An 18,372-nucleotide genomic window follows, 5' to 3' on the forward strand; every position below is an offset into this window, starting at 1 on the left:
CCGCCGACAAGGCAGACGACAAGGCAGACGACAAGGTAGAAGCACCAGCACAGGTCGAAGCAGAAGCCGAAGCAGAAGCCCCGGCCAAGGCTAGGAACAAGGCTAACGACAAGGCCGAGGAGAAGGTACAAGACCAGGCTGAAGCTGAGCAGGACGCACCGGCCAAGGTGGACAACGCCAAGAAGCAGGCAGACAACAACAAGCCTGCAGGAGCAGACGTCAACATCGCCGCCATCATCGCCCCGATCGTCGCTCTGCTAGCCATCGTCGGAATCGGCATCGGCTTCGCCAACATGATGCTCTAAAACCAAACAACAACAATGAGTGTGCCCACCCGCAACACCGGGTGGGCACACTCTCTTTTCGTTGCTGCCACTGATCGTCTAGCACCCCCGCAAATACAGCTAGACGGTCTCGAAACCACCCACACAAACCCCCAGGTGATAACGAACACCATGGTCAACACGGAGCTCATCGTCTGGTTCCACAAACACAGAGCTAGACGATCGGTCCGAGCGTCCTTCTTCGTCTGAAGGGGGATCACTGACGCGGTAGCGCCTACTCGCTGACCGAGAACACCTTCTTCTTCGGTGTCTCCTCCGCAGCCGATCCCGCCACGGCGATCTTGGGGGCGTCGAGGACGTCGGTCATGAAGTCGGCGACCCACTGCAGCAATTCCATATCGCGCAGGTTTGGAGCGTTGAGTGCCCGCTTTGCCCCGCCTTCCTTGGGCATCGGCACCTGCAGCGCCTTTGCCGCAGCCCGGAAGTTCGCCCCCGGGTACAAGCGCTTCAGGCGCACCTGCTTGGAGTCAGGCAACTCGACTGGGTGGAGTTTGATGCGCGTTCCCTGGGTCAAGATCTCGGAAACGCCAACTGCACGGGCCTGGTTGCGCAGTCGGGCTACGGCCATGAGCCGCTCGACCTCAATTGGCAAGGTGCCGAAGCGGTCGATCATGTCGTCGGCTGCGGCGGTTAGGGCGTCGTCGTCACGCGCTTCTGCGAGCTTGCGGTACACCTCGAGGCGTAGGCGCTCGGAGTTGATGTAGGTCTCCGGAATGTGTGCATCCACGGGCAGATCGACGCGGATTTCCTTCGGGCCTTTGTCGGTGGCGTCGATGGGTTTGCCGCTCATGAGGCCCTTGAAGGTTTCCACGGCCTCGCTGACCAAGCGGACGTACATGTCGAAGCCCACGCCGGCGATGTGGCCGGACTGTTCCGCGCCGAGCACGTTGCCGGCGCCGCGCATCTCCAGGTCCTTCTGCGCCACGGCCATGCCGGCACCCAGGTCGTTGTTTTGGGCGATGGTGGCCAGGCGGTCGTAGGAGGTCTCGGTGAGTGTCTTGTCCTTCGGGTACAGGAAGTACGCGTAGGCACGCTCGCGGGAACGGCCCACACGTCCGCGCAGCTGGTGCAACTGGCTCAGGCCCATGTTCTGGGCGTTTTCCACGATCAGGGTGTTGGCGTTGGCGATGTCCAGGCCGGTCTCCACGATCGTGGTGCACACCATGACGTCGTATTCGCGGTTCCAAAAACCCTGCACGGTCTGCTCGAGCACCTGCTCGCTCATCTGGCCGTGAGCGACAACGACGCGGGCCTCGGGAACGAGTTCGCGCAGTTGGCGGGCAGTTTTTTCGATGTCGGAGACTTTGTTGTGGATGTAGAAGACTTGGCCGTCGCGAAGCAATTCTCGACGAATCGCCGCCGCCACCTGCTTATCCTCTTGCGGACCGACATACGTGAGCACCGGGTGACGATCCTCCGGCGCGGTGGTAATCGATGTCATTTCGCGGATGCCGGTCAGCGACATCTCAAGCGTGCGCGGAATCGGCGTTGCCGTCATGGTGAGCACGTCAACGTGCGACTTCAGCGCCTTGATGTGTTCCTTGTGCTCGACGCCGAAGCGCTGCTCCTCGTCCACGATGATCAGACCGAGGTTCTTCCACTGCACGCCAGTCTGCAGCAGTCGGTGGGTACCAATGACGATGTCTACGGAACCATCCGCAAGACCTGCGAGGATCTTCTTCGAATCCGTGGTAGAGGTGAAACGCGACAGCTCGCGAACCTCCACCCCAAAACCATCCATGCGCTGCGTGAAGGTGGAGTAATGCTGCTGGGCGAGCAGCGTCGTCGGCACCAGCACCGCGACCTGTTTGCCGTCCTGCACTGCCTTAAACGCGGCACGCACGGCCACCTCGGTTTTGCCGAAGCCCACATCGCCCACGATCACGCGGTCCATCGGCGTGGGCTTTTCCATGTCTTCCTTGACCGCTTCGATGGCGTTGAGCTGGTCTTCCGTCTCTACGAACGGGAAGGCATCTTCCATCTCGAGCTGCCAGGGGGTATCCGGCGCGAACGCGTGGCCCGGCGCGGCTTGGCGCTTGGCGTAGAGCTCCACCAACTCGCCGGCGATCTCGCGCACGGCGGCGCGCGCCTTGCGCTTGGTGGACTTCCAGTCCGAGCCGCCCATCTTGCTTAGCGACGGCTTCTCGCCACCGGTGTACTTACTCAGCAGGTCCAGCGACTCCATGGGCACCCAGAGTTGGTCGCCGGGCTGTCCGCGCTTGGCGGGCTGGTACTCGAGCACGATGTATTCGCGTCGCGACGCCTCATCGCCGGCCTTGATAGTGCGCTCCGCCATCTTCACAAACTTGCCGATGCCGTGGGTGTCATGCACCACGAAATCACCCGGCTGCAAAGCCAACGGGTCGACGCGGTTGCGGCGGCGCGGGGCGCGTCGCTTAGCGCCGGCGATGTCGCCGACGCGGTTGCCGGTCAGGTCCGTTTCAGTAATAACGACCAAGTTCGGCCCGCCGAAAACGAGGCCTGCGTGCGATAACGCCTGGTAGAGCGTAACTGCGCCATCGACGGGCTCGAGCCCAGGTGTGGCCACTCGTGCGGACACGCCGTGTTCGCGCAGCCGCTCCGCCATGCGGTCGATCGCACCTTTGGCCGGAGCGACATAGGCGGCCTTGCCGTGGTTTTGCGTCACGTGCAGTTTCAGCGTGGCGTAGAGCTGCTCAATCTGCTTCGGATCACCCTTCGGGGCGGGTGCCGCCTCGAACTCGAGCGGCAGCGTCTCTGCATCATCCGCAGCAAACATTCCGGGAGGAGCAAATGTCCACCAGGCGTTTCCAGCCTTCGACGCGGAGACCTCCAGGGACTCGAACGAGCGATACGACGAAGCAGAAACGTCCAGGCCTTCCACCGCCACCGGGCCTTCGGCGCCCATCGCGGCGGCCTCCCAGCCGGCCTCGAGGAACTCGCGGTCGGTCGCTTCCAAGTCGGCAATGCGAGTGCGAACCTTCTCCGGGTTGGTCACCAACACCACCGAACCGGCCGGCATCAATTCCGGCAGCACCGAATACGTCTTATCGGTCAGTGCCGGGATGATCGCTTCCATGCCGTCCGCCGGCTGCTTTTCGGAAATGCGTGCAAGCAGCGACGACAAGGTGGGGTTCGACGGGAATTTGCGAGCCAGGTCGTCGGCTTTGGCGGCCACGGTGTCGTCGATAAGCAACTGCCTTGCTGGAAACAGTTCGACGGCACCAACCTCTTCGATGGTGCGCTGATCCGCAACCGCAAAGGAGCGGATGTCGGTGACTTCGTCACCCCAGAACTCGATACGCACAGGGTTCTGGGCAGTGGTGGGGAAAACGTCAATGATGCCGCCGCGGGTAGCAAACTCGCCACGGCCCGCAACCATATCCACGTGGTTGTAGGCGAAATGCACCAACTGCTGCGTCAGGTCCTCAAAGTCGGCTTCCTGGTCCACCGCCACCCGAATCGGCTCAATCGCAGGCAAAACTGGCTGGCACACGGCGCGCGCCGCAGCCACGATGACACGCGGCATATCCCACAGCACCTTCGCACGGCGGCCAACAATGTCCGCAGCTGGCGACAAGCGCTCATGGGGCAACGTCTCGTAGGCGGGGAATTGGGCGACCTTGTCGTCGCCAAGCATTGCCTTGAGCTCCGCCGTGAGGTCTTCCGCCTCGTGCCCCGTCGCCGTCACCAACAGCACCGGGGTCTCACGCGCGATCGCACCAGCAGTCCAGGAACGTGCCTGGTCAATGCCGGTAATATGCAGCGAATCTTCCCCCACATGCGTCACCAAACCCTTCAACTTCGGGTCCGTCAACGCCTGGGTGAGCAGCCCACCAAGCACGGGCGGGGTGTTATCAGTCATGCAATGCTTCCTCTTCGTTCGCTTCGCGATCCACAGCGCGCTCATCTCCAGCGACATCTTCACCAGCAATATGCGGCTTGGCCTCCATCCCCCGCAACCCATTCCAACACAGGTTAGAGATGTGCGCCGCCACAATATGCTTGTCTGGCTCACGCTGGTCCAGCCACCACAGCGCAGAATTAGACACCGTGCCAACCAGCGCCTGACCGTACAACCCGGCCATCGCCTCATCTAATCCACGGTGCTTAAACGCCTCCGCCAGCAGGTGGGAAACCTCAGCGGTCACACGGTTAAGAATCGTCGAATACGTCCGCCCCTCCCCCGGCAACTGACCATGCGCAAGGATAACAAACCCGTCGGTGTCATCCTCCACGTACGTCAGCAACGCCAACACACCACGCTCAATGCGATCGCGCCAGCGCCCCTCCTGGATAGACCCCATAATCGTCTCCTCCAGGCGGACCATCTCCCGACGAATAACCGCCTGGTACAAGCCCTCTTTACCCCCAAAGTGCTCATACACCACCGGCTTGGTCACCCCGGCGCGAGCCGCAATCTCCTCCATGGAGATCCCGTCGTATCCGCGCTCAGCAAAAGCAGCGCGCCCAACGCCTAATAATTGTTCCCTACGCTGGGGTGCAGTCATTCGCCTACGAGCCATATGTTCCACTCTAGATCCCTCTCCGACACACCCCATCTTTGGTTGCCACGGGATGTGGTCTACAATCAGCGATGCTATTCCCCATGGTGTAATCGGCAACACTACGGTTTTTGGTACCGTCATTCTAGGTTCGAGTCCTGGTGGGGAAGCTTTTTCATATGGGGAGGGGAAATGAAACGATTCGCAATACTTTCTACAGCTCTATGCGTGATGCTCTCGGGGTGCACTACAGAGCAACCGCTTAACGACGACACCACGCCCAACATCGAATCCGGCACACCACCCGAATCTGCGGAGGATAAGCCTCAAGCACAAGCGTTCGTGTTCGAAAGCGGCGTGCTAGAAATCGGCGACTTCGACCCGTACACAATCGGCGACGACATCTTCGATCCCTGCACGGAGATCACGCAGGAAGAGTTCGCCGCTGCGGGGTTTGAGGATGTGGAGCCGCTTCCGAAGAAATATGCGGCATTCGCTCGCGGAATGAGTGCTTGCGACAGCCAAAACGGCGATGAGCTGTTTCCTCCAGCGTTTATGAGCAGCAACGCGAATCGCAAAGCTGTTGCAGAGCAAGTGGAATTGTTCGATTACGAATCTGAAGTCCTACCGACGCTTTATACCTTCGGTCCATTGAGTGGCATCGGCCCTAGTTGTTACGCACAGATTGACACTGTTCGAGGAGCAATAACAACAATCGTCGCCGGGATTGAAGGGTTTGGCGATCGTAAACAGAATTGCGACCGCGCAATTAACGCACTGGAGAGCCTTTACCAGGCATTTCATTAACAATTGTCCACTAAAGTGGACAAACTCTTTTCATCCGCTTCTTTCTCATTTATCTTTGAGAATAAGCAACAACTTTTTGGGGGAAAAATGATCATAAAACTCGACATAGCTCAAGCAGAATCTGCGATTAGCCAGCTAAGGGGAATTGCTAGCAGTCTCGGTACAAACATCGGATTTGCAAGCAATCCGCTTTCTTCTTTCTCGCAGGTCAGTGGCCTCGCAGATGCGGGGCGCACGTTGAGCCCAATCGGGGATGTAAACGCACCAGAAGCAAATCAAGCGGTCGCAACCTACCTTCTGGGTACGGCGAACATTCTTGAAACCGCACTGAACAACACGTTGCGGACGGATGACTCTCTGTCCGGTGCGTTGGCGTCGCTCGGTCCGGTGTTTGAGGGGCGCGTTAACCAGGTGCAGCCACAACTGATTGAGCTCCTGCAGAAGTCGCGTTCGGTCGATCCGAAAACCAACACGTTTGCAAACCCGGCGGCAGTCGCGACTGGTGATTCGTCGCTGCACGCCTTGCACGCCAAGTTGTTGGAGACCGACACATCTCGTGCGATGTCTGCTTCCGAGTTCTGGAACTCAAATGCAGAACTGATCGCCGATGCGATGGAGGAACTCAACGAAGTTCAGCACGCGTTGAGTTCGTCGGCAGAGACATCCTGGATTCACAACGCGATGCGCACCATCACACAGGTCCAGAACGCGGGTATGGAATACGTGGCTAACTCGCGTTCCCTCGCAGCGCACACCGCAATGCTTGCCGACGCCGCAGACGCCGAAAAGCTCATCGCATCCAGCACCGTGATGGCCTATGACGCTGCACCGTCGCCGGAAGAAAAGCTTGCGATCGAACAGGCGTACCTGCTCAACTTTCCGGCGCGAATGACATCAAACTTGGTCGCTGCGATCCCGACGTTTAACCGTCTGCTTCCGGAGTTGAAGGAGATGTCTGGGGACTCCTACAGCGTCGATAGCATTCCCTTGCCAGCAGCGCCCGCATTTGAACCAGCAGAGTTGCCGGAACCAATCCAGAATGCGCTGATCAACCGTGGCTACGGGGATATCGCAAACGCGAAAACACCGTCAGAGGTTCTGCAGAACATGGGGCGGCCCTCGCCAAACGTGCTTGATTCCATTCCGGCAGGTGCTACGCCTACGCAGGCTGCGTCGGCAGTGCTGGCACCGCCAAGCACAAATGCGATGGCTCCGACCCCAGGTGCGATCTCTGCTGGCGCGCACCCAGGTGCGCACAGCCCAACGTTCACCGGTGCTATCACCCCTGCAACCACACGTGGGGCGAACTCGGGCGGGGCATCCGCCGGCACCAATAGCGGCGCGGGTGGATTCGCTCCAATAGCTGGTGGGCCCAGCAACGCTGCAGGCGCTGGAAGGCACGCTGCTCGTGGAAACCAGATGGGCGTAGGCACCGGGGTTGGAGGGCCTGGCGGTTCCCGCGGGGGCTCCCCTGCTTCCCAGGCTGTTAGCGGCCGTGGAGCTGGAAATGGCATCGGCACTGGCCGAAGCGCCGGAGCAGGTGCTGGCACCTACTCAGGTGGCGGCATGCACGCCGGTCGTCCGGGTTTCGGCACGGGCGGCGGCGTGAGCGCCGGTGCTGGTGTCGGTCCAAGTACCGGTTTCGGCGCCGGTTCGCCGGGTGCTCACGGTGCTACCCCGCACGGCTCGACGGGGCACGCGCCAACAGGCTCCGGCACAGCTAACGGTGCACACGGTGCCCACAGTGCCCACGGCGCCCACGCCACAAACGGTGCGCACTCCGCGAACAATGCGGCAGGCGCACACCGCGGCGGTGGTGTCATTGCCGGGCAACCGATGATGGCCGGGCGCAACCAAAACGGTCGCGCATCCGACAAGGCCGCCGCCAAGGTCAAGACAGTCACCAGCGCGGTCGAGCGCGACGGCAACCTCAAGGCACTGCTCGGCGACGCCCCACTATTGCTGCCGGAGGTCATCGGCTACAACGTGCGCCGATAGCCACCGCGAGCGGCAACGCTCGAAACAGAAACCCGAAACAAAACCACGCCCCGGTGGGATTCGCGCCGGGGCGTGGGGTCGTCGAGAAGCAATCTAATGCTCGTGGCCGTGCGGGAGTGCAAGGTCCGGTTCTTGGCCAGGCTCAACGATGACAAATTGGCCCATCATGCCCTGGTCTTCGTGGTTGAGCATGTGGCAGTGATACATGTAGGCCAAGGTGGGGTCGGGGTGATACGCGATCTCCACAAGCAACGTCACCGTGGAAAGCGGTGGCACGTCGATGGTGTCGTGCCAGCCGGCAGTGAACTCCACTTCCCCACCCTCAACGCTTTGCACGGCGAAGCGTGCGTTGTGGATGTGGAAATTGTGCAGCATATCCTCGTTTTCGTTGGTCACGCGCCAGATCTCAGGCCCGTCGTGGTCGACGACAAAGTCGACGCGCGACATGTCCATCGTTTGGCCATTGATCTCAATGCCATTGAGTCGGAACTCGCGCTCCACACTTGCCGACGACGGCACGTCCAACGGCACCAACGTTTCCGACAACGCGGGCGAAGCCGGCGCATCTTCTGGCGGGGCGGCGATCTCCAACAGGTCGAAGGTGTCGCGGGCGCCGAACATGTCCGCCGTTTCCTTATCCGGCAGGCCGCCAAGATCCGGGAGTCCATCGCTACGCAACATCAGGTCCTTGCCCGGCTCCAGGTCCACCACGATTTCCACGCGCTCGCCCGGGGTAAGCAGCACGCCGTCGACCTCCACCGGGGAATCGAGGAACCCCTGGTCAGTGGCGACGATCTTGAACGGCACACCCAGCGTCAGGTGGTGGAAGCGCAACACGGAACCGTTGAGCACGCGGAGACGCACGCGGCGGGTTGTGGCCTCGAAACGCGGTTTGGTGATGCCGTTGACCACCACGGTGTCGCCGACCCACCCGTAGTCCTCGTCGAGCTGGCCGTCTTCGGTGAACTGGGCGTTGGTCAGGATCACAGGGATGTCGTCGACGCCGTAGTCGGCGGGCAGGCCTGGGATGGCGGTGGTGTCGTCGTCGACAATCAGACCGCCGGCAAGGCCGCGGTAGGCGTGCACCGCGGATATCTCGTGCGGGTGCGGGTGGTACCAGCAGGTCGCGGCGGGCTGATCGACGGTCCACGACGGCGACCAAGACTCACCCGGGTCAAACATCAGCGCCGGTCCGCCGTCCGCAGCGGCCGGCAGGTGCAGGCCGTGCCAGTGCACAACGGTCGGCTCCGGCACGTTGTTGTGCACGGTCATTTCAATGCGTTCGCCGCGCCGCATGTACAGCGTCGGACCCAAGAACGGCCCGTTGAATCCCCAAGTCTTGGTCATGACACCGGGGATGATTTCGGATTCGCCCTCCTGGGCGGTTAGTTCGAAGCGGCGCACGTTGCCGTCGAGTGTGCCTTCGTACAGCGGCGGGATAGGCAGCGGGCGTGCTTCGGCGTCGGCACCACGCGGGGTGGGCTGGTTTGATGTCGAGCACCCAGCCAATGCAGCACCCGTGGCTGCGACTGCAACGGCGAAAACGGTCCCTTTAAAAAATGTGCGTCGAGAAAAAGCCATTACGTCCTCCAAAAACTCGCCGAAAACCATGAATGATCCTACTATCCCGATATATGCGTAACGAGGAAGCGAATGCCCGCCGGTTCATCTGGTCGAACGGCTTACAAAACATTGGCGATCAGGTAGTCGCCCCGAAAACGGTGCTGCCGTGGCTGTTCAATGCTGCTGGGGTGCCGGCGGCGTTCACGTCGTTTCTCGTGCCAATTCGCGAGTCAGGCTCGATGCTGCCGCAGGCGTTTTTGAGCCCGTGGGTGACGTCGCAAAGCTCGCGCAAACGAGTCTGGTTGATCGGCTCGTGGGGCCAAGCGCTGGCCTCTGCCGGCATTGCGCTTAGCGCGCTGTTGCTCGAGGGAAGTGCGCTCGGCATCGCAGTCATTGTCCTGCTTGCGGTGCACGCGGTGTTTCGCTCCATCTGCTCCATCGCAGGCAAAGATGTCCAGGGCCGCACGATTTCCAAAGGCCACCGCGGCGACATCACCGGTCGCGCCACCGCGCTCGCCGGCGGTTTCACTCTCGCGATCGGTCTCGCACTGTCGTTTATCCCCAACGAACTTCCGCAGTGGTCACTCGCCGCGCTGCTCGCCGGCGGTGCGTCGATGTGGGCGCTCGCTTCGCTCGTGTTCATGCGTATCGACGAGCCCACTCCCGACACCGACACCTCCAACGGCCAAGGCTTCCACGACATGTGGAAGCTGGTCACCTCCGACCGCGACCTGCAACGATTCCTCATCGTGCGCTCGCTCATGCTGGTCACCGCGCTTTCCACCCCGTTTATCGTCGTGTTGGGCAGCCGCGAAGGCGCCGACCTCACAGGCCTCGGTGCGTTCATCGTCGCCTCCGGCGGCGCGTCACTGCTTGGCGGGCGGGTTTCGGGCCGGTTGTCGGACAGGTCGTCGAAACGCACGATGGCGTGGGCTGCAGGTTTCGCGTCCACTGTGCTCATCCTGCTCGTTGCCAGCGCACAGCTTGTCGACGACACCATCAACGCCTGGGTCATGCCCCTAGGCTTCTTCCTGGTCAACCTCGCCCACACCGCAGTGCGGGTCAGCCGCAAGACCTACCTGGTAGACATGGCCGACGGCGATAGGCGCACCATGATCACGGGTGCCGCCAACACCGTCATGGGCATCGTCCTGCTCGTTGTCGGCGCAATCTCCTCGGCGGTTGTGCTGCTCGGCCCGCAGGCAGCGCTGATCTTCCTGGCTGTTGTTGGTTACGCCGGTGTGTTTGGTGCCGCGAACCTGAAGGAAGTCTCGGCAAACAAGTAGGCCAGAGCCCATAGGCGTTATGCTTGGGGCCGATCTCAAAACGTCCACCCCCAAGGAGTAATCGAGTGCCTAACCACTCCGATCGCGCCGTTGTCGTGCTCGCGGCCGGCGCGGGAACCCGCATGAAGTCCGACCGCCAAAAGACGCTGCACGAAATCGGCGGGCGCAGCCTGCTCTCCCATTCGCTGCACGCCGCAGCCGGTGTGGAACCGACCTACCTCGTTGCTGTGGTCGGCCACCAGCGCGACCAGGTCGCCCCAGCCGTGGAGCACATCGCCGAGCAGATGCACGTGGAGATCCGCCAGGCGATCCAGGAGGAGCAAAACGGCACCGGCCACGCAGTGCAGGTCGGCCTGTCGGCAATTCCGGATTTCGACGGCACCGTCGTGGTCACCAATGGCGACGTGCCGTTGCTGACGCCGGAGACGTTGCAGGCGCTCGTCGAAAAGCATGAGTCCGAGCATGCCGCCGTGACCGTGCTCTCCCTCGAATTCGACAACCCCACTGGCTACGGCCGCATCATCCGCGGCGAAGCTGGCGACGTACTCGAAATCGTCGAAGAAAAAGACGCCACCGACGAACAACGCAAGGTCCACGAAGTCAACTCCGGTGTCTTCGCCTTCGACGCCACCGTGCTTCGCGACGCCCTCGCGCGCGTCACCCCAGACAACGCCCAAGGCGAGTTCTACATCACCGACGTCCTCGGCATCGCCCGCAACGACGGCCGCAAAGTCTCCGCCTTCATCGCACCTGATGCCCGCGAACTCGCCGGTGTCAACGACCGCGTCCAACTCGCCGAAGCAGGCAAAGAACTCAACCGCCGCCTCGTCGAGCGCGCCATGCGCAACGGCGCAACCGTCATCGACCCGGCCACCACCTGGATCGGCGTCGAGGTAGAAATCGGCCGCGACGTCATCATCCACCCCAACACCCAACTGTGGGGCTCCACCGTCATCGGAGACGGCGCCGAAATCGGCCCCGACACCACCCTGACCGACATGGAAGTCGGCGCCCGCGCCACCGTCGTACGCACCCAAGGCGAACTCGGCGTCATCGGTGAAGAAGCCACCGTCGGCCCCTTCACCTATATCCGCCCCGGCACCGAACTCGGCGCCCACGGCAAACTCGGCGGCTTCGTCGAATCCAAAAACGCCAAGATCGGCGAAGGCTCCAAGGTGCCCCACCTGACCTACATCGGCGACGCCACCGTAGGCAAGCACTCCAACATCGGCGCCTCCAGCGTTTTCGCTAACTACGACGGAGTGAACAAGCACCACACCACCATCGGCGACTACTGCCGTACCGGCTCAGACACCATGTTTGTCGCACCGGTCAATATCGGTGATGGCGCGTATACCGGCGCGGGTACAGTAGTCACGGAAGATGTTCCAGCCGGCGCGCTCGCCATCAAGGAGGGCCACCAGCGCAACATCGAGGGCTGGGTAGAAAAGCGCCGCCCCGGATCCGACGCGGCAGAAGCTGCAAAGAAAGCACGCGAGAAGTAAAGGTTCGAACATGACTGGTTACTCCACAGAAAGCCACAAAAACCTCAAGGTCTTCACCGGGCGTGCGCACCCGGAACTGGCAGAGGCCGTAGCAGACGAACTCGGCATCGAGCTCGTGCCCACCACCGCCCGTGACTTCGCCAACGGCGAAATCTTCATCCGCTTCGAAGAGTCCGTCCGTGGCTCCGACTGCTTTGTCATGCAGTCCCACGCACAGCCGCTGAACAAGTGGCTCATGGAGCAGTTGATCATGATCGACGCGCTCAAGCGTGGCTCCGCGAAGCGCATCACCGCGATCCTGCCGTTCTACCCGTACGCACGCCAGGACAAGAAGCACCGCGGCCGCGAACCGATCTCTGCCCGCCTCATCGCCGACCTGCTCTCCGCAGCAGGCGCGGACCGCATCGTCTCCGTCGACCTGCACACCGACCAGATCCAGGGCTTCTTCGACGGCCCGGTCGACCACATGCACGCCCAGCCGATCCTGGTGGACTACATCAAGTCCAAGTACTCGCTGGACAACCTCGTGGTGGTCTCCCCGGATGCCGGCCGAGTGAAGTCCGCTGAGAAGTGGGCCAACATGCTTGGCGACGCCCCCATGGCCTTCGTCCACAAAACCCGCGACATCGACGCCGCAAACAAGGTTGTCTCCAACCGTGTCGTCGGCGACGTCGAGGGCAAAGACTGCATCCTCATGGACGACATGATCGACACCGGCGGCACCATCGCAGGCGCCGTCGGCGTGCTCAAGGAAGCCGGCGCGAAGTCCGTCGTCATCGCCTGCACCCACGGTGTCTTCTCCGACCCGGCACGCAAGCGCCTCAGCGACTGCGGCGCCGAGGAAGTCATCACCACCGACACCCTGCCGCAAAACACCGAAGGTTGGAAGAACCTCACCGTGCTGTCGATCGCACCACTGCTGGCAAAGACCATCCGCGAAATCTTCGAAAACGGTTCCGTGACCACCCTCTTCGAGGGCCAGGCCTAAACCACTCTTGACCGCGACAGCCGGGGCAGCTTCACCGCTGCCCCGGCTTCACGCTTAGGGAAAGGACACAATCTCCATGTACAACCGCTACGCCGAATCCGTAGAAATCACCCCAGAGCTTGAGCACGCCAAAGCCATGTACGACGGCGACGCCACCCTCGAGTATCTGGGCGCCATCATCACACGGTTAGAGCCAGGCGTGGCGGAAGGCGAGTTTGTCGTCGATAAGCGGCATGCAAACGGATTCGGTGTCTGCCAAGGTGGCGTCCTGTTCACCTTTGCCGACGCCCTCTTCGGCGGCGCCTGCAACTCGCGCCGCACCGAACCAACCGTCAGTGCACAGTCCGAAATGGTCTACCTCGCACCCGCAAAAATGGGCCGCACCATCCGCGGCGTCGCCCGTGAACACCACCAATGGGGCCGCAACGGACTGTCCGACGTCACCCTTTACGACGGCGACACCGTCATCGCAGAATTCCGCGGACTCTCCCGCACCACCTCACGTCCCCCGACAGGAAACTAACCCATGAGCCTCCAAGAACAAGGACTCAAACGCAGCGTCAAAAGCCGCCAACTGATGATGATCGCCTTCGGATCATCCATCGGCACCGGACTTTTCCTCGGCTCCGCCAGCTCCATCCAATACGCCGGCCCCGCCGTCTTGATCTCCTTCGCCATCGTCGGCGTCATCGTTTACTTCCTCATGCGCATGCTCGGCGAAATGGCCGTCGAACACCCCGTCTCCGGCTCGTTTGCCGCATACTCTCGCGAATACATCGGCCGCGGAGCCGGATTTATCACCGGCTGGAACTGGTGGTTCACCACCGTCGTTGTCGGCATGCTGGAACTGACCGCCATGGGTACCTTCCTGGACTACTGGTTCCCCCACATCCCCCACTGGGTCACCGCGCTAGTCTCGCTGCTGCTCGTCGTCGTCCTCAACGTGCTCAACGTGCGCGTGTTCGCCACCACCGAATACTGGCTTTCCCTGATCAAAGTGGCAGCACTCGTCCTCATGATCGTGCTCGGCCTCGCGCTTGTCTTCGGCGTCGGCTCCGAGCCCGCCATCGGCCTGCAACACATCACCGACCACGGCGGATTCATGCCAAACGGCATCTCCGGCGTCCTCTTCGCACTCGTCGCCGTGACCTTTACCTTTGGCGGCATCATGTCTATCGGCACCGCCGCTGGCGAAGCTGACGACCCCGAAAAGGCAATTCCCCGCGCGGTCAACTCCGTCGTGTGGCGCATCCTCGTGTTCTACCTCGGCGGCATCGGCACCATCCTGCTGCTCGCACCGTGGAACGAACAAGACACGAACGAAAGCCCATTCATCCGGGTGCTAACCGGCGTCGGCTTTTCAGGCGCAGCAACCGCCCTGAACGTCGTCATCGTCGTCGCCGTGTTCTCCGTGCTCAACACCATGACCTACTCCGGCGCCCGCATGCTTCGCGACCTCGCCCGCAACGGCCAAGCCCCCAAAGCCCTCGCCGAAACCAACGCCAAAGGTGTGCCCACAAAAGCACTGCTTTTCGACGCCACCCTCATGGGCGTCGTCGTCATCCTCAACTACTTCTTCGAAGGCAAAATCTTCGCCATCCTGCTCGCCATCATCGTCGGCACCGAATTGATCACCTGGGCCGGCATCTGCCTATCCCACCTGAACTTCCGCAAACACGCCGGCAACACAAAATTCCCCGCCCCGTTCTACCCAGTTGCGAACTGGATCTGCATCGCATTTTTCGCCCTCGTACTCGTACTAATGGGTATTCTTCCCGATTACCGCATGGGTCTAGCCACACTCTTCGGCTGGATCCTCGCCCTCGGCCTCATTTGGTTGACAACGCAACGCAGGAGCAACGCATGACCCGCAACATGATCCGCAAAGACCTCGACACCATCCCCGCCTACGTGCCGGGAGCCCGCAACGACAGCGCCATCAAACTCTCCTCCAACGAATCCGCCGACGGCCCACTGCCCTCCGTACTCGAGGCGATGCGCGACACCCTCGGCTCCATGAACCGCTACCCCGACATGGGCGCCACCGACATCCGCACCGCCCTTGCCGAACACCTCGGCGTGACCATCGACCAGGTCGCCGTCGGCACCGGCTCCTCCGCCCTGTGCCAACAACTCGCGACGATCACCGCACAGCCCGGCGACGAAATCATCTTCCCCTGGCGCAGTTTCGAGGCCTACCCCATCTTCGCCCGCATCGTCGGCGCAACCCCCGTCGCCATCCCACTCGACGCCGAGCACCGCCTCGACCTGCCCGCCATGGCCGCAGCGATTACCGAACGCACGAAACTCATCTTCGTGTGCAACCCCAACAACCCAACCGGCACCACCATCACCAACGCCGAGTTCGGAACCTTCATGGACGCCGTCCCATCCGACATCCTCGTCGCACTCGACGAGGCCTACTTCGAATACAACCGCGCCACCGACACCCCCGTCGCCACCGACGTCATCACCCGCTACCCCAACGTCGTCGGCCTGCGCACCTTCTCCAAAGCCTACGGCCTCGCCGGCGCCCGCATCGGCTACGCCTTCGGCCCCGCCGACATCATCAGCGCCCTCAACAAAGTCGCCGTCCCCTTCTCCGTCAACGCCGTCGCCCAAACCGCAGCCCTCGCCTCCCTCAAAGCCACCTCCGAGCTGCAAACGCGTATCGACGACACCATCACCCAACGCCAACACCTCACCACCGCACTCAACCTCCCCGAATCCCAAGCCAACTTCATCTGGCTGCCGGATTTCCCGCGTGAAAAAGCTGACCGGCTAGCGGCAGAGGGCGTGCTGGTGCGTTCTTTCCCGGAAGGTATCCGCGTCACCGTCACCAACTCAGCCGAAACCGACGCCTTCCTGAAAGCATGGGACCGTGCGTAGTGAGCGCCGCCGCGTGATCGCGGCGACCACCATCGGCACAGCCATCGAGTGGTACGACTACTTCCTCTACGCCGCCGTCGCCGGTTTGGTGTTTAACCAGACCATGTTCGGTCCCCTCGGACCTGCTGCGGCGACGATCGTGAGCTTCCTCACCGTCGGCTTGTCCTTCCTGTTCCGCCCGCTCGGTGCGGTGCTGGCTGGCCACTACGCCGACCGATTCGGGCGCCGCGGCGTGCTCATGATCACCCTGTTCACGATGGGCACCGCCACCACGCTTATCGGCCTGTTGCCCACCTACGACACCATCGGTTGGCTTGCCCCCGCCGCACTGATTCTCCTGCGCATCCTGCAGGGCACATCGGCCGGCGGCGAATGGGGCTCCGCAGTCCTCCTCGCCGTCGAGCACGCCCCTGTGAACAAACGCGGCCTTTACGGCGCCGGCCCCCAGGTCGGTGTTCCCGCTGGCCTGCTCATGTCCTCCGGCATGCTCGCCCTGATGACCGCCGTCGCCCCCGGTGACGCCTTCGTCGAATGGGGCTGGCGCATTCCCTTCCTGCTGTCCATCGCGCTGACGTTCCTCGGCTGGTGGATCCGCACCGGCGTCGAAGAATCGCCCGTCGTCGAGGAGATGCGCGAGACCGGCACCCGCAGCCCCATCAGCGGCCTGTTCAAATCTCACGCGGGAGTTGTCCTCGCAGCCGCCCTGATCTTCGCCGCCAACGGCGCCGTCGGTTACATGACAACCGGCGGTTACATCCAAAATTACGTCACTGACCCTGCCGGTATCGGGCTTTCACGCGGGGACATTCTGTGGGCTGTCACTGCATCGGCTGCGGTGTGGTTGTTCACTACCGCGTTCGCCGGGTGGGTCTCGGACTACATCGGGCGTAAGCGCACGCTTGCGATCGGGTTTGTGGTTCAGGCGGCGGGTGTTGCGGTGTTGTTCCCGCTCGTCGATACGGGTTCGATTGCAAAGATCACCGCGGCGTTGATTTTCCTCACCGTTGGCCTGGGCCTGACGTACGGCGAGATTGGCGCTTTCTACGCGGAGCTTTTCCCGGCTTCGGTCCGGGCGTCCGGGGCGTCGATTTCGTACGCGTTGGGTGCAATTCTTGGTGGTGCGTTTGCTCCAACGATTGCGGCTGCGTTGCGTGAGGCTACTGGTGGTACGGCGGCGATTACGGTGTATTTGATGGCGGCGACGTTGACGGGGTTCGTCGTTACGCTGCTTGTGCGTGATCGCACCGGCATCCCGCTTGGCCATGATCATGAGGACATCCAGGCGGCGGGGCATTTTGTGTGGGAAAAGTCGGCTGGTAGCCTGTAGCAGTCTCGGCGAGGGCTTTCGGGCCGTTATCGACGCGATGAAGATCCACTATGCGATCACTCGACGAGCACAATCCGTTAAGTGGTCGCAGGCAAAGCCTGTGGCCCTTCCAACCGAAGGAGTACAACATGGCTATTACCCCAACCGTTATCAAGGGTGAGCGTCGCGAGGAGTTTGGCAAGGGCTCCGCACGTCGTCTGCGTCGCGATGGCAAGATCCCGGGTGTCCTGTACGAAAAGGGCATCGAGAACATCCACTTTGCGGTTGACCGCATTGAGATGACCGCGATCGTGCGTAACGACGGCACCAACGCCATCGTCGAGCTTGAGCTCGACGGTGAGAAGCTGCTCGCCATGGTCAAGCACGTCGACCAGAACGTTCTGACCCTCGAGATCGACCACATTGACCTGTTCGGCATTAAGCGTGGCGAGAAGGTTACCGTCGAGGTTCCGGTTGTCACCGAGGGCGAGGCTGCTCCGGGCGCTGTTGTGTTCCAGGAAGCCGACGTTGTCGAGATCGAGATCGACGCTCTGTCTATCCCGGACGAGATCACCGTTTCCATCGAGGGCAAGGAGATCGGCGACCAGATCACCGCTGGCGATCTCGAGCTGCCGGCGGGTGCGGAGCTGATCACCGATCCGGAGAACTTGCTTGTCAACATCACCTTCGAGCAGGTTGATGAGGACCTCGAGGCTGAGGCTGAGGCTGCTGAGGAGGGCGGCGCTGAGGCTGGCGCTGAGTCTTCTGAGGCTGGCGAGGAAGCTTCCGAGTAATTTCGGCACGACGATTGGCCCGCTTTTTTGGCGGGCTTTTTCGTTATGTGAAGAGTTGTTGCATGGCTCCGGGCGGATGCTTCTCGACGACCGACCCTCCCGGCGATACCCACACCGGTATCCCATCGCGTATCTGTATCCGCCCGTAGCGGTTTTCACGCGGGTCATCGTCGTTGCGCCCGTTATGAAACCGACATAACGGCACTAAGTTGGCAAGGTTGGTCTCCCCACCATGCCGCCAGGCCTGGATGTGGTGCATTTCGCAGTTGTCAGCCCCATGCCGACAATCGGGCACCGGACAGGTTGGCGACATCATGGATGCCAACGCACGCTGCTTACTATTGGCGAATCGCTGGGTGCGATACAGGTTGACTGCACCCTCGGTCGGGTGAAACGCCGCGACTTCCA

The 18,372-nt window shown here is 61.9% G+C and carries 14 protein-coding genes and 1 pseudogene; 11 read left to right on the plus strand and 4 right to left on the minus strand.

Going from position 1 to position 18,372, the window contains the following annotated elements:
- Positions 1-305 (plus strand): annotated as a pseudogene (locus HMPREF2734_RS12095) (hypothetical protein); the annotation flags it as partial.
- Between the two features lie 253 nt (positions 306-558).
- On the opposite strand, the gene mfd reads toward HMPREF2734_RS12095, so the two are convergent.
- Together mfd and HMPREF2734_RS09560 are read right to left on the minus strand one after the other, a co-directional pair.
- On the minus strand, positions 559-4,188 hold the full coding sequence (mfd, locus tag HMPREF2734_RS09555) for a transcription-repair coupling factor (protein ID WP_070570642.1): 3,630 nt from the start codon (positions 4,186-4,188) through the stop codon (positions 559-561).
- Complete coding sequence (locus tag HMPREF2734_RS09560; RefSeq protein WP_070422629.1) at positions 4,181-4,849, minus strand: TetR/AcrR family transcriptional regulator; 669 nt, start codon at positions 4,847-4,849, stop codon at positions 4,181-4,183. The genes mfd and HMPREF2734_RS09560 overlap by 8 nt, the downstream gene beginning before the upstream one ends.
- 171 nt (positions 4,850-5,020) lie before the next feature.
- Here HMPREF2734_RS09560 and HMPREF2734_RS09565 point away from each other — a divergent pair, with 171 nt between their 5' ends.
- Together HMPREF2734_RS09565 and HMPREF2734_RS09570 are read left to right on the plus strand one after the other, a co-directional pair.
- The gene (locus tag HMPREF2734_RS09565; protein WP_168163613.1) at positions 5,021-5,635 is read left to right on the plus strand and encodes a DUF3558 family protein; all 615 of its coding nucleotides are present in this window, start codon (positions 5,021-5,023) and stop codon (positions 5,633-5,635) included.
- A gap of 237 nt (positions 5,636-5,872) precedes the next feature.
- On the plus strand, positions 5,873-7,633 hold the full coding sequence (locus HMPREF2734_RS09570; protein ID WP_070570644.1) for a hypothetical protein: 1,761 nt from the start codon (positions 5,873-5,875) through the stop codon (positions 7,631-7,633).
- Between the two features lie 93 nt (positions 7,634-7,726).
- On the opposite strand, the gene HMPREF2734_RS09575 is transcribed toward HMPREF2734_RS09570, so the two are convergent.
- Entirely contained in the window at positions 7,727-9,214 is a 1,488-nt protein-coding gene (locus HMPREF2734_RS09575; RefSeq protein WP_070570649.1) for a multicopper oxidase family protein, read from the minus strand.
- 53 nt (positions 9,215-9,267) lie between these two features.
- Here HMPREF2734_RS09575 and HMPREF2734_RS09580 point away from each other — a divergent pair, with 53 nt between their 5' ends.
- The 8 genes from HMPREF2734_RS09580 (at position 9,268) to HMPREF2734_RS09615 (ending at position 17,964) form a co-directional block, all read left to right on the plus strand.
- Positions 9,268-10,482 carry an MFS transporter gene (locus HMPREF2734_RS09580; protein ID WP_070422626.1) on the plus strand — a complete coding sequence of 405 codons (1,215 nt, stop codon included), beginning with the start codon at positions 9,268-9,270 and terminating at the stop codon, positions 10,480-10,482.
- Positions 10,483-10,547: 65 nt separating this feature from the next.
- Positions 10,548-11,987: a bifunctional UDP-N-acetylglucosamine diphosphorylase/glucosamine-1-phosphate N-acetyltransferase GlmU gene (gene glmU / locus HMPREF2734_RS09585; RefSeq protein ID WP_083308144.1), complete on the plus strand. Its 1,440-nt coding sequence runs from the start codon at positions 10,548-10,550 to the stop codon at positions 11,985-11,987.
- A 10-nt stretch (positions 11,988-11,997) separates the two neighbouring features.
- The gene (locus tag HMPREF2734_RS09590; RefSeq protein ID WP_070570645.1) at positions 11,998-12,975 is read left to right on the plus strand and encodes a ribose-phosphate diphosphokinase; all 978 of its coding nucleotides are present in this window, start codon (positions 11,998-12,000) and stop codon (positions 12,973-12,975) included.
- A gap of 76 nt (positions 12,976-13,051) precedes the next feature.
- A complete protein-coding gene (locus HMPREF2734_RS09595) occupies positions 13,052-13,498 on the plus strand; it encodes a hotdog fold thioesterase (RefSeq protein ID WP_070570646.1) in 447 nt (148 codons plus the stop codon).
- Between the two features lie 3 nt (positions 13,499-13,501).
- Positions 13,502-14,842, plus strand: a complete 1,341-nt coding sequence (locus tag HMPREF2734_RS09600; RefSeq protein WP_070570647.1) for an amino acid permease — start codon at positions 13,502-13,504, stop codon at positions 14,840-14,842.
- An 8-nt stretch (positions 14,843-14,850) separates the two neighbouring features.
- Complete coding sequence (hisC, locus tag HMPREF2734_RS09605) at positions 14,851-15,864, plus strand: histidinol-phosphate transaminase (protein ID WP_070570651.1); 1,014 nt, start codon at positions 14,851-14,853, stop codon at positions 15,862-15,864.
- Positions 15,857-17,191 carry an MFS transporter gene (locus HMPREF2734_RS09610; RefSeq protein ID WP_070570648.1) on the plus strand — a complete coding sequence of 445 codons (1,335 nt, stop codon included), beginning with the start codon at positions 15,857-15,859 and terminating at the stop codon, positions 17,189-17,191. Before hisC ends, HMPREF2734_RS09610 begins: the two co-directional genes overlap by 8 nt.
- Positions 17,192-17,319: 128 nt before the next feature.
- The gene (locus HMPREF2734_RS09615; RefSeq protein WP_070422621.1) at positions 17,320-17,964 is read left to right on the plus strand and encodes a 50S ribosomal protein L25/general stress protein Ctc; all 645 of its coding nucleotides are present in this window, start codon (positions 17,320-17,322) and stop codon (positions 17,962-17,964) included.
- 43 nt (positions 17,965-18,007) lie between these two features.
- Here HMPREF2734_RS09615 and HMPREF2734_RS11620 read toward each other — a convergent pair.
- A partial coding sequence (locus HMPREF2734_RS11620) for an HNH endonuclease signature motif containing protein (protein WP_141750465.1) occupies positions 18,008-18,372 on the minus strand: 365 nt, incomplete at its 5' end.

The organism is Corynebacterium sp. HMSC055D05 (assembly GCF_001810365.1).
GTDB classification, from domain to species: domain Bacteria; phylum Actinomycetota; class Actinomycetes; order Mycobacteriales; family Mycobacteriaceae; genus Corynebacterium; species Corynebacterium coyleae.

What these genes read in the sequence shown, in the direction of transcription:
- HMPREF2734_RS09560 (WP_070422629.1), bottom strand. Translation starts at nt 4,849, where the DNA reads ATGGCTCGTAGGCGAATGACTGCACCCCAGCGTAGGGAACAATTATTA.
- HMPREF2734_RS09580 (WP_070422626.1), top strand. Translation starts at nt 9,268, where the DNA reads ATGCGTAACGAGGAAGCGAATGCCCGCCGGTTCATCTGGTCGAACGGC.
- HMPREF2734_RS09615 (WP_070422621.1), top strand. Translation starts at nt 17,320, where the DNA reads ATGGCTATTACCCCAACCGTTATCAAGGGTGAGCGTCGCGAGGAGTTT.
- HMPREF2734_RS09565 (WP_168163613.1), top strand. Translation starts at nt 5,021, where the DNA reads ATGAAACGATTCGCAATACTTTCTACAGCTCTATGCGTGATGCTCTCG.
- HMPREF2734_RS09590 (WP_070570645.1), top strand. Translation starts at nt 11,998, where the DNA reads ATGACTGGTTACTCCACAGAAAGCCACAAAAACCTCAAGGTCTTCACC.
- mfd (WP_070570642.1), bottom strand. Translation starts at nt 4,188, where the DNA reads ATGACTGATAACACCCCGCCCGTGCTTGGTGGGCTGCTCACCCAGGCG.
- HMPREF2734_RS09575 (WP_070570649.1), bottom strand. Translation starts at nt 9,214, where the DNA reads ATGGCTTTTTCTCGACGCACATTTTTTAAAGGGACCGTTTTCGCCGTT.
- HMPREF2734_RS09600 (WP_070570647.1), top strand. Translation starts at nt 13,502, where the DNA reads ATGAGCCTCCAAGAACAAGGACTCAAACGCAGCGTCAAAAGCCGCCAA.
- HMPREF2734_RS09595 (WP_070570646.1), top strand. Translation starts at nt 13,052, where the DNA reads ATGTACAACCGCTACGCCGAATCCGTAGAAATCACCCCAGAGCTTGAG.
- hisC (WP_070570651.1), top strand. Translation starts at nt 14,851, where the DNA reads ATGATCCGCAAAGACCTCGACACCATCCCCGCCTACGTGCCGGGAGCC.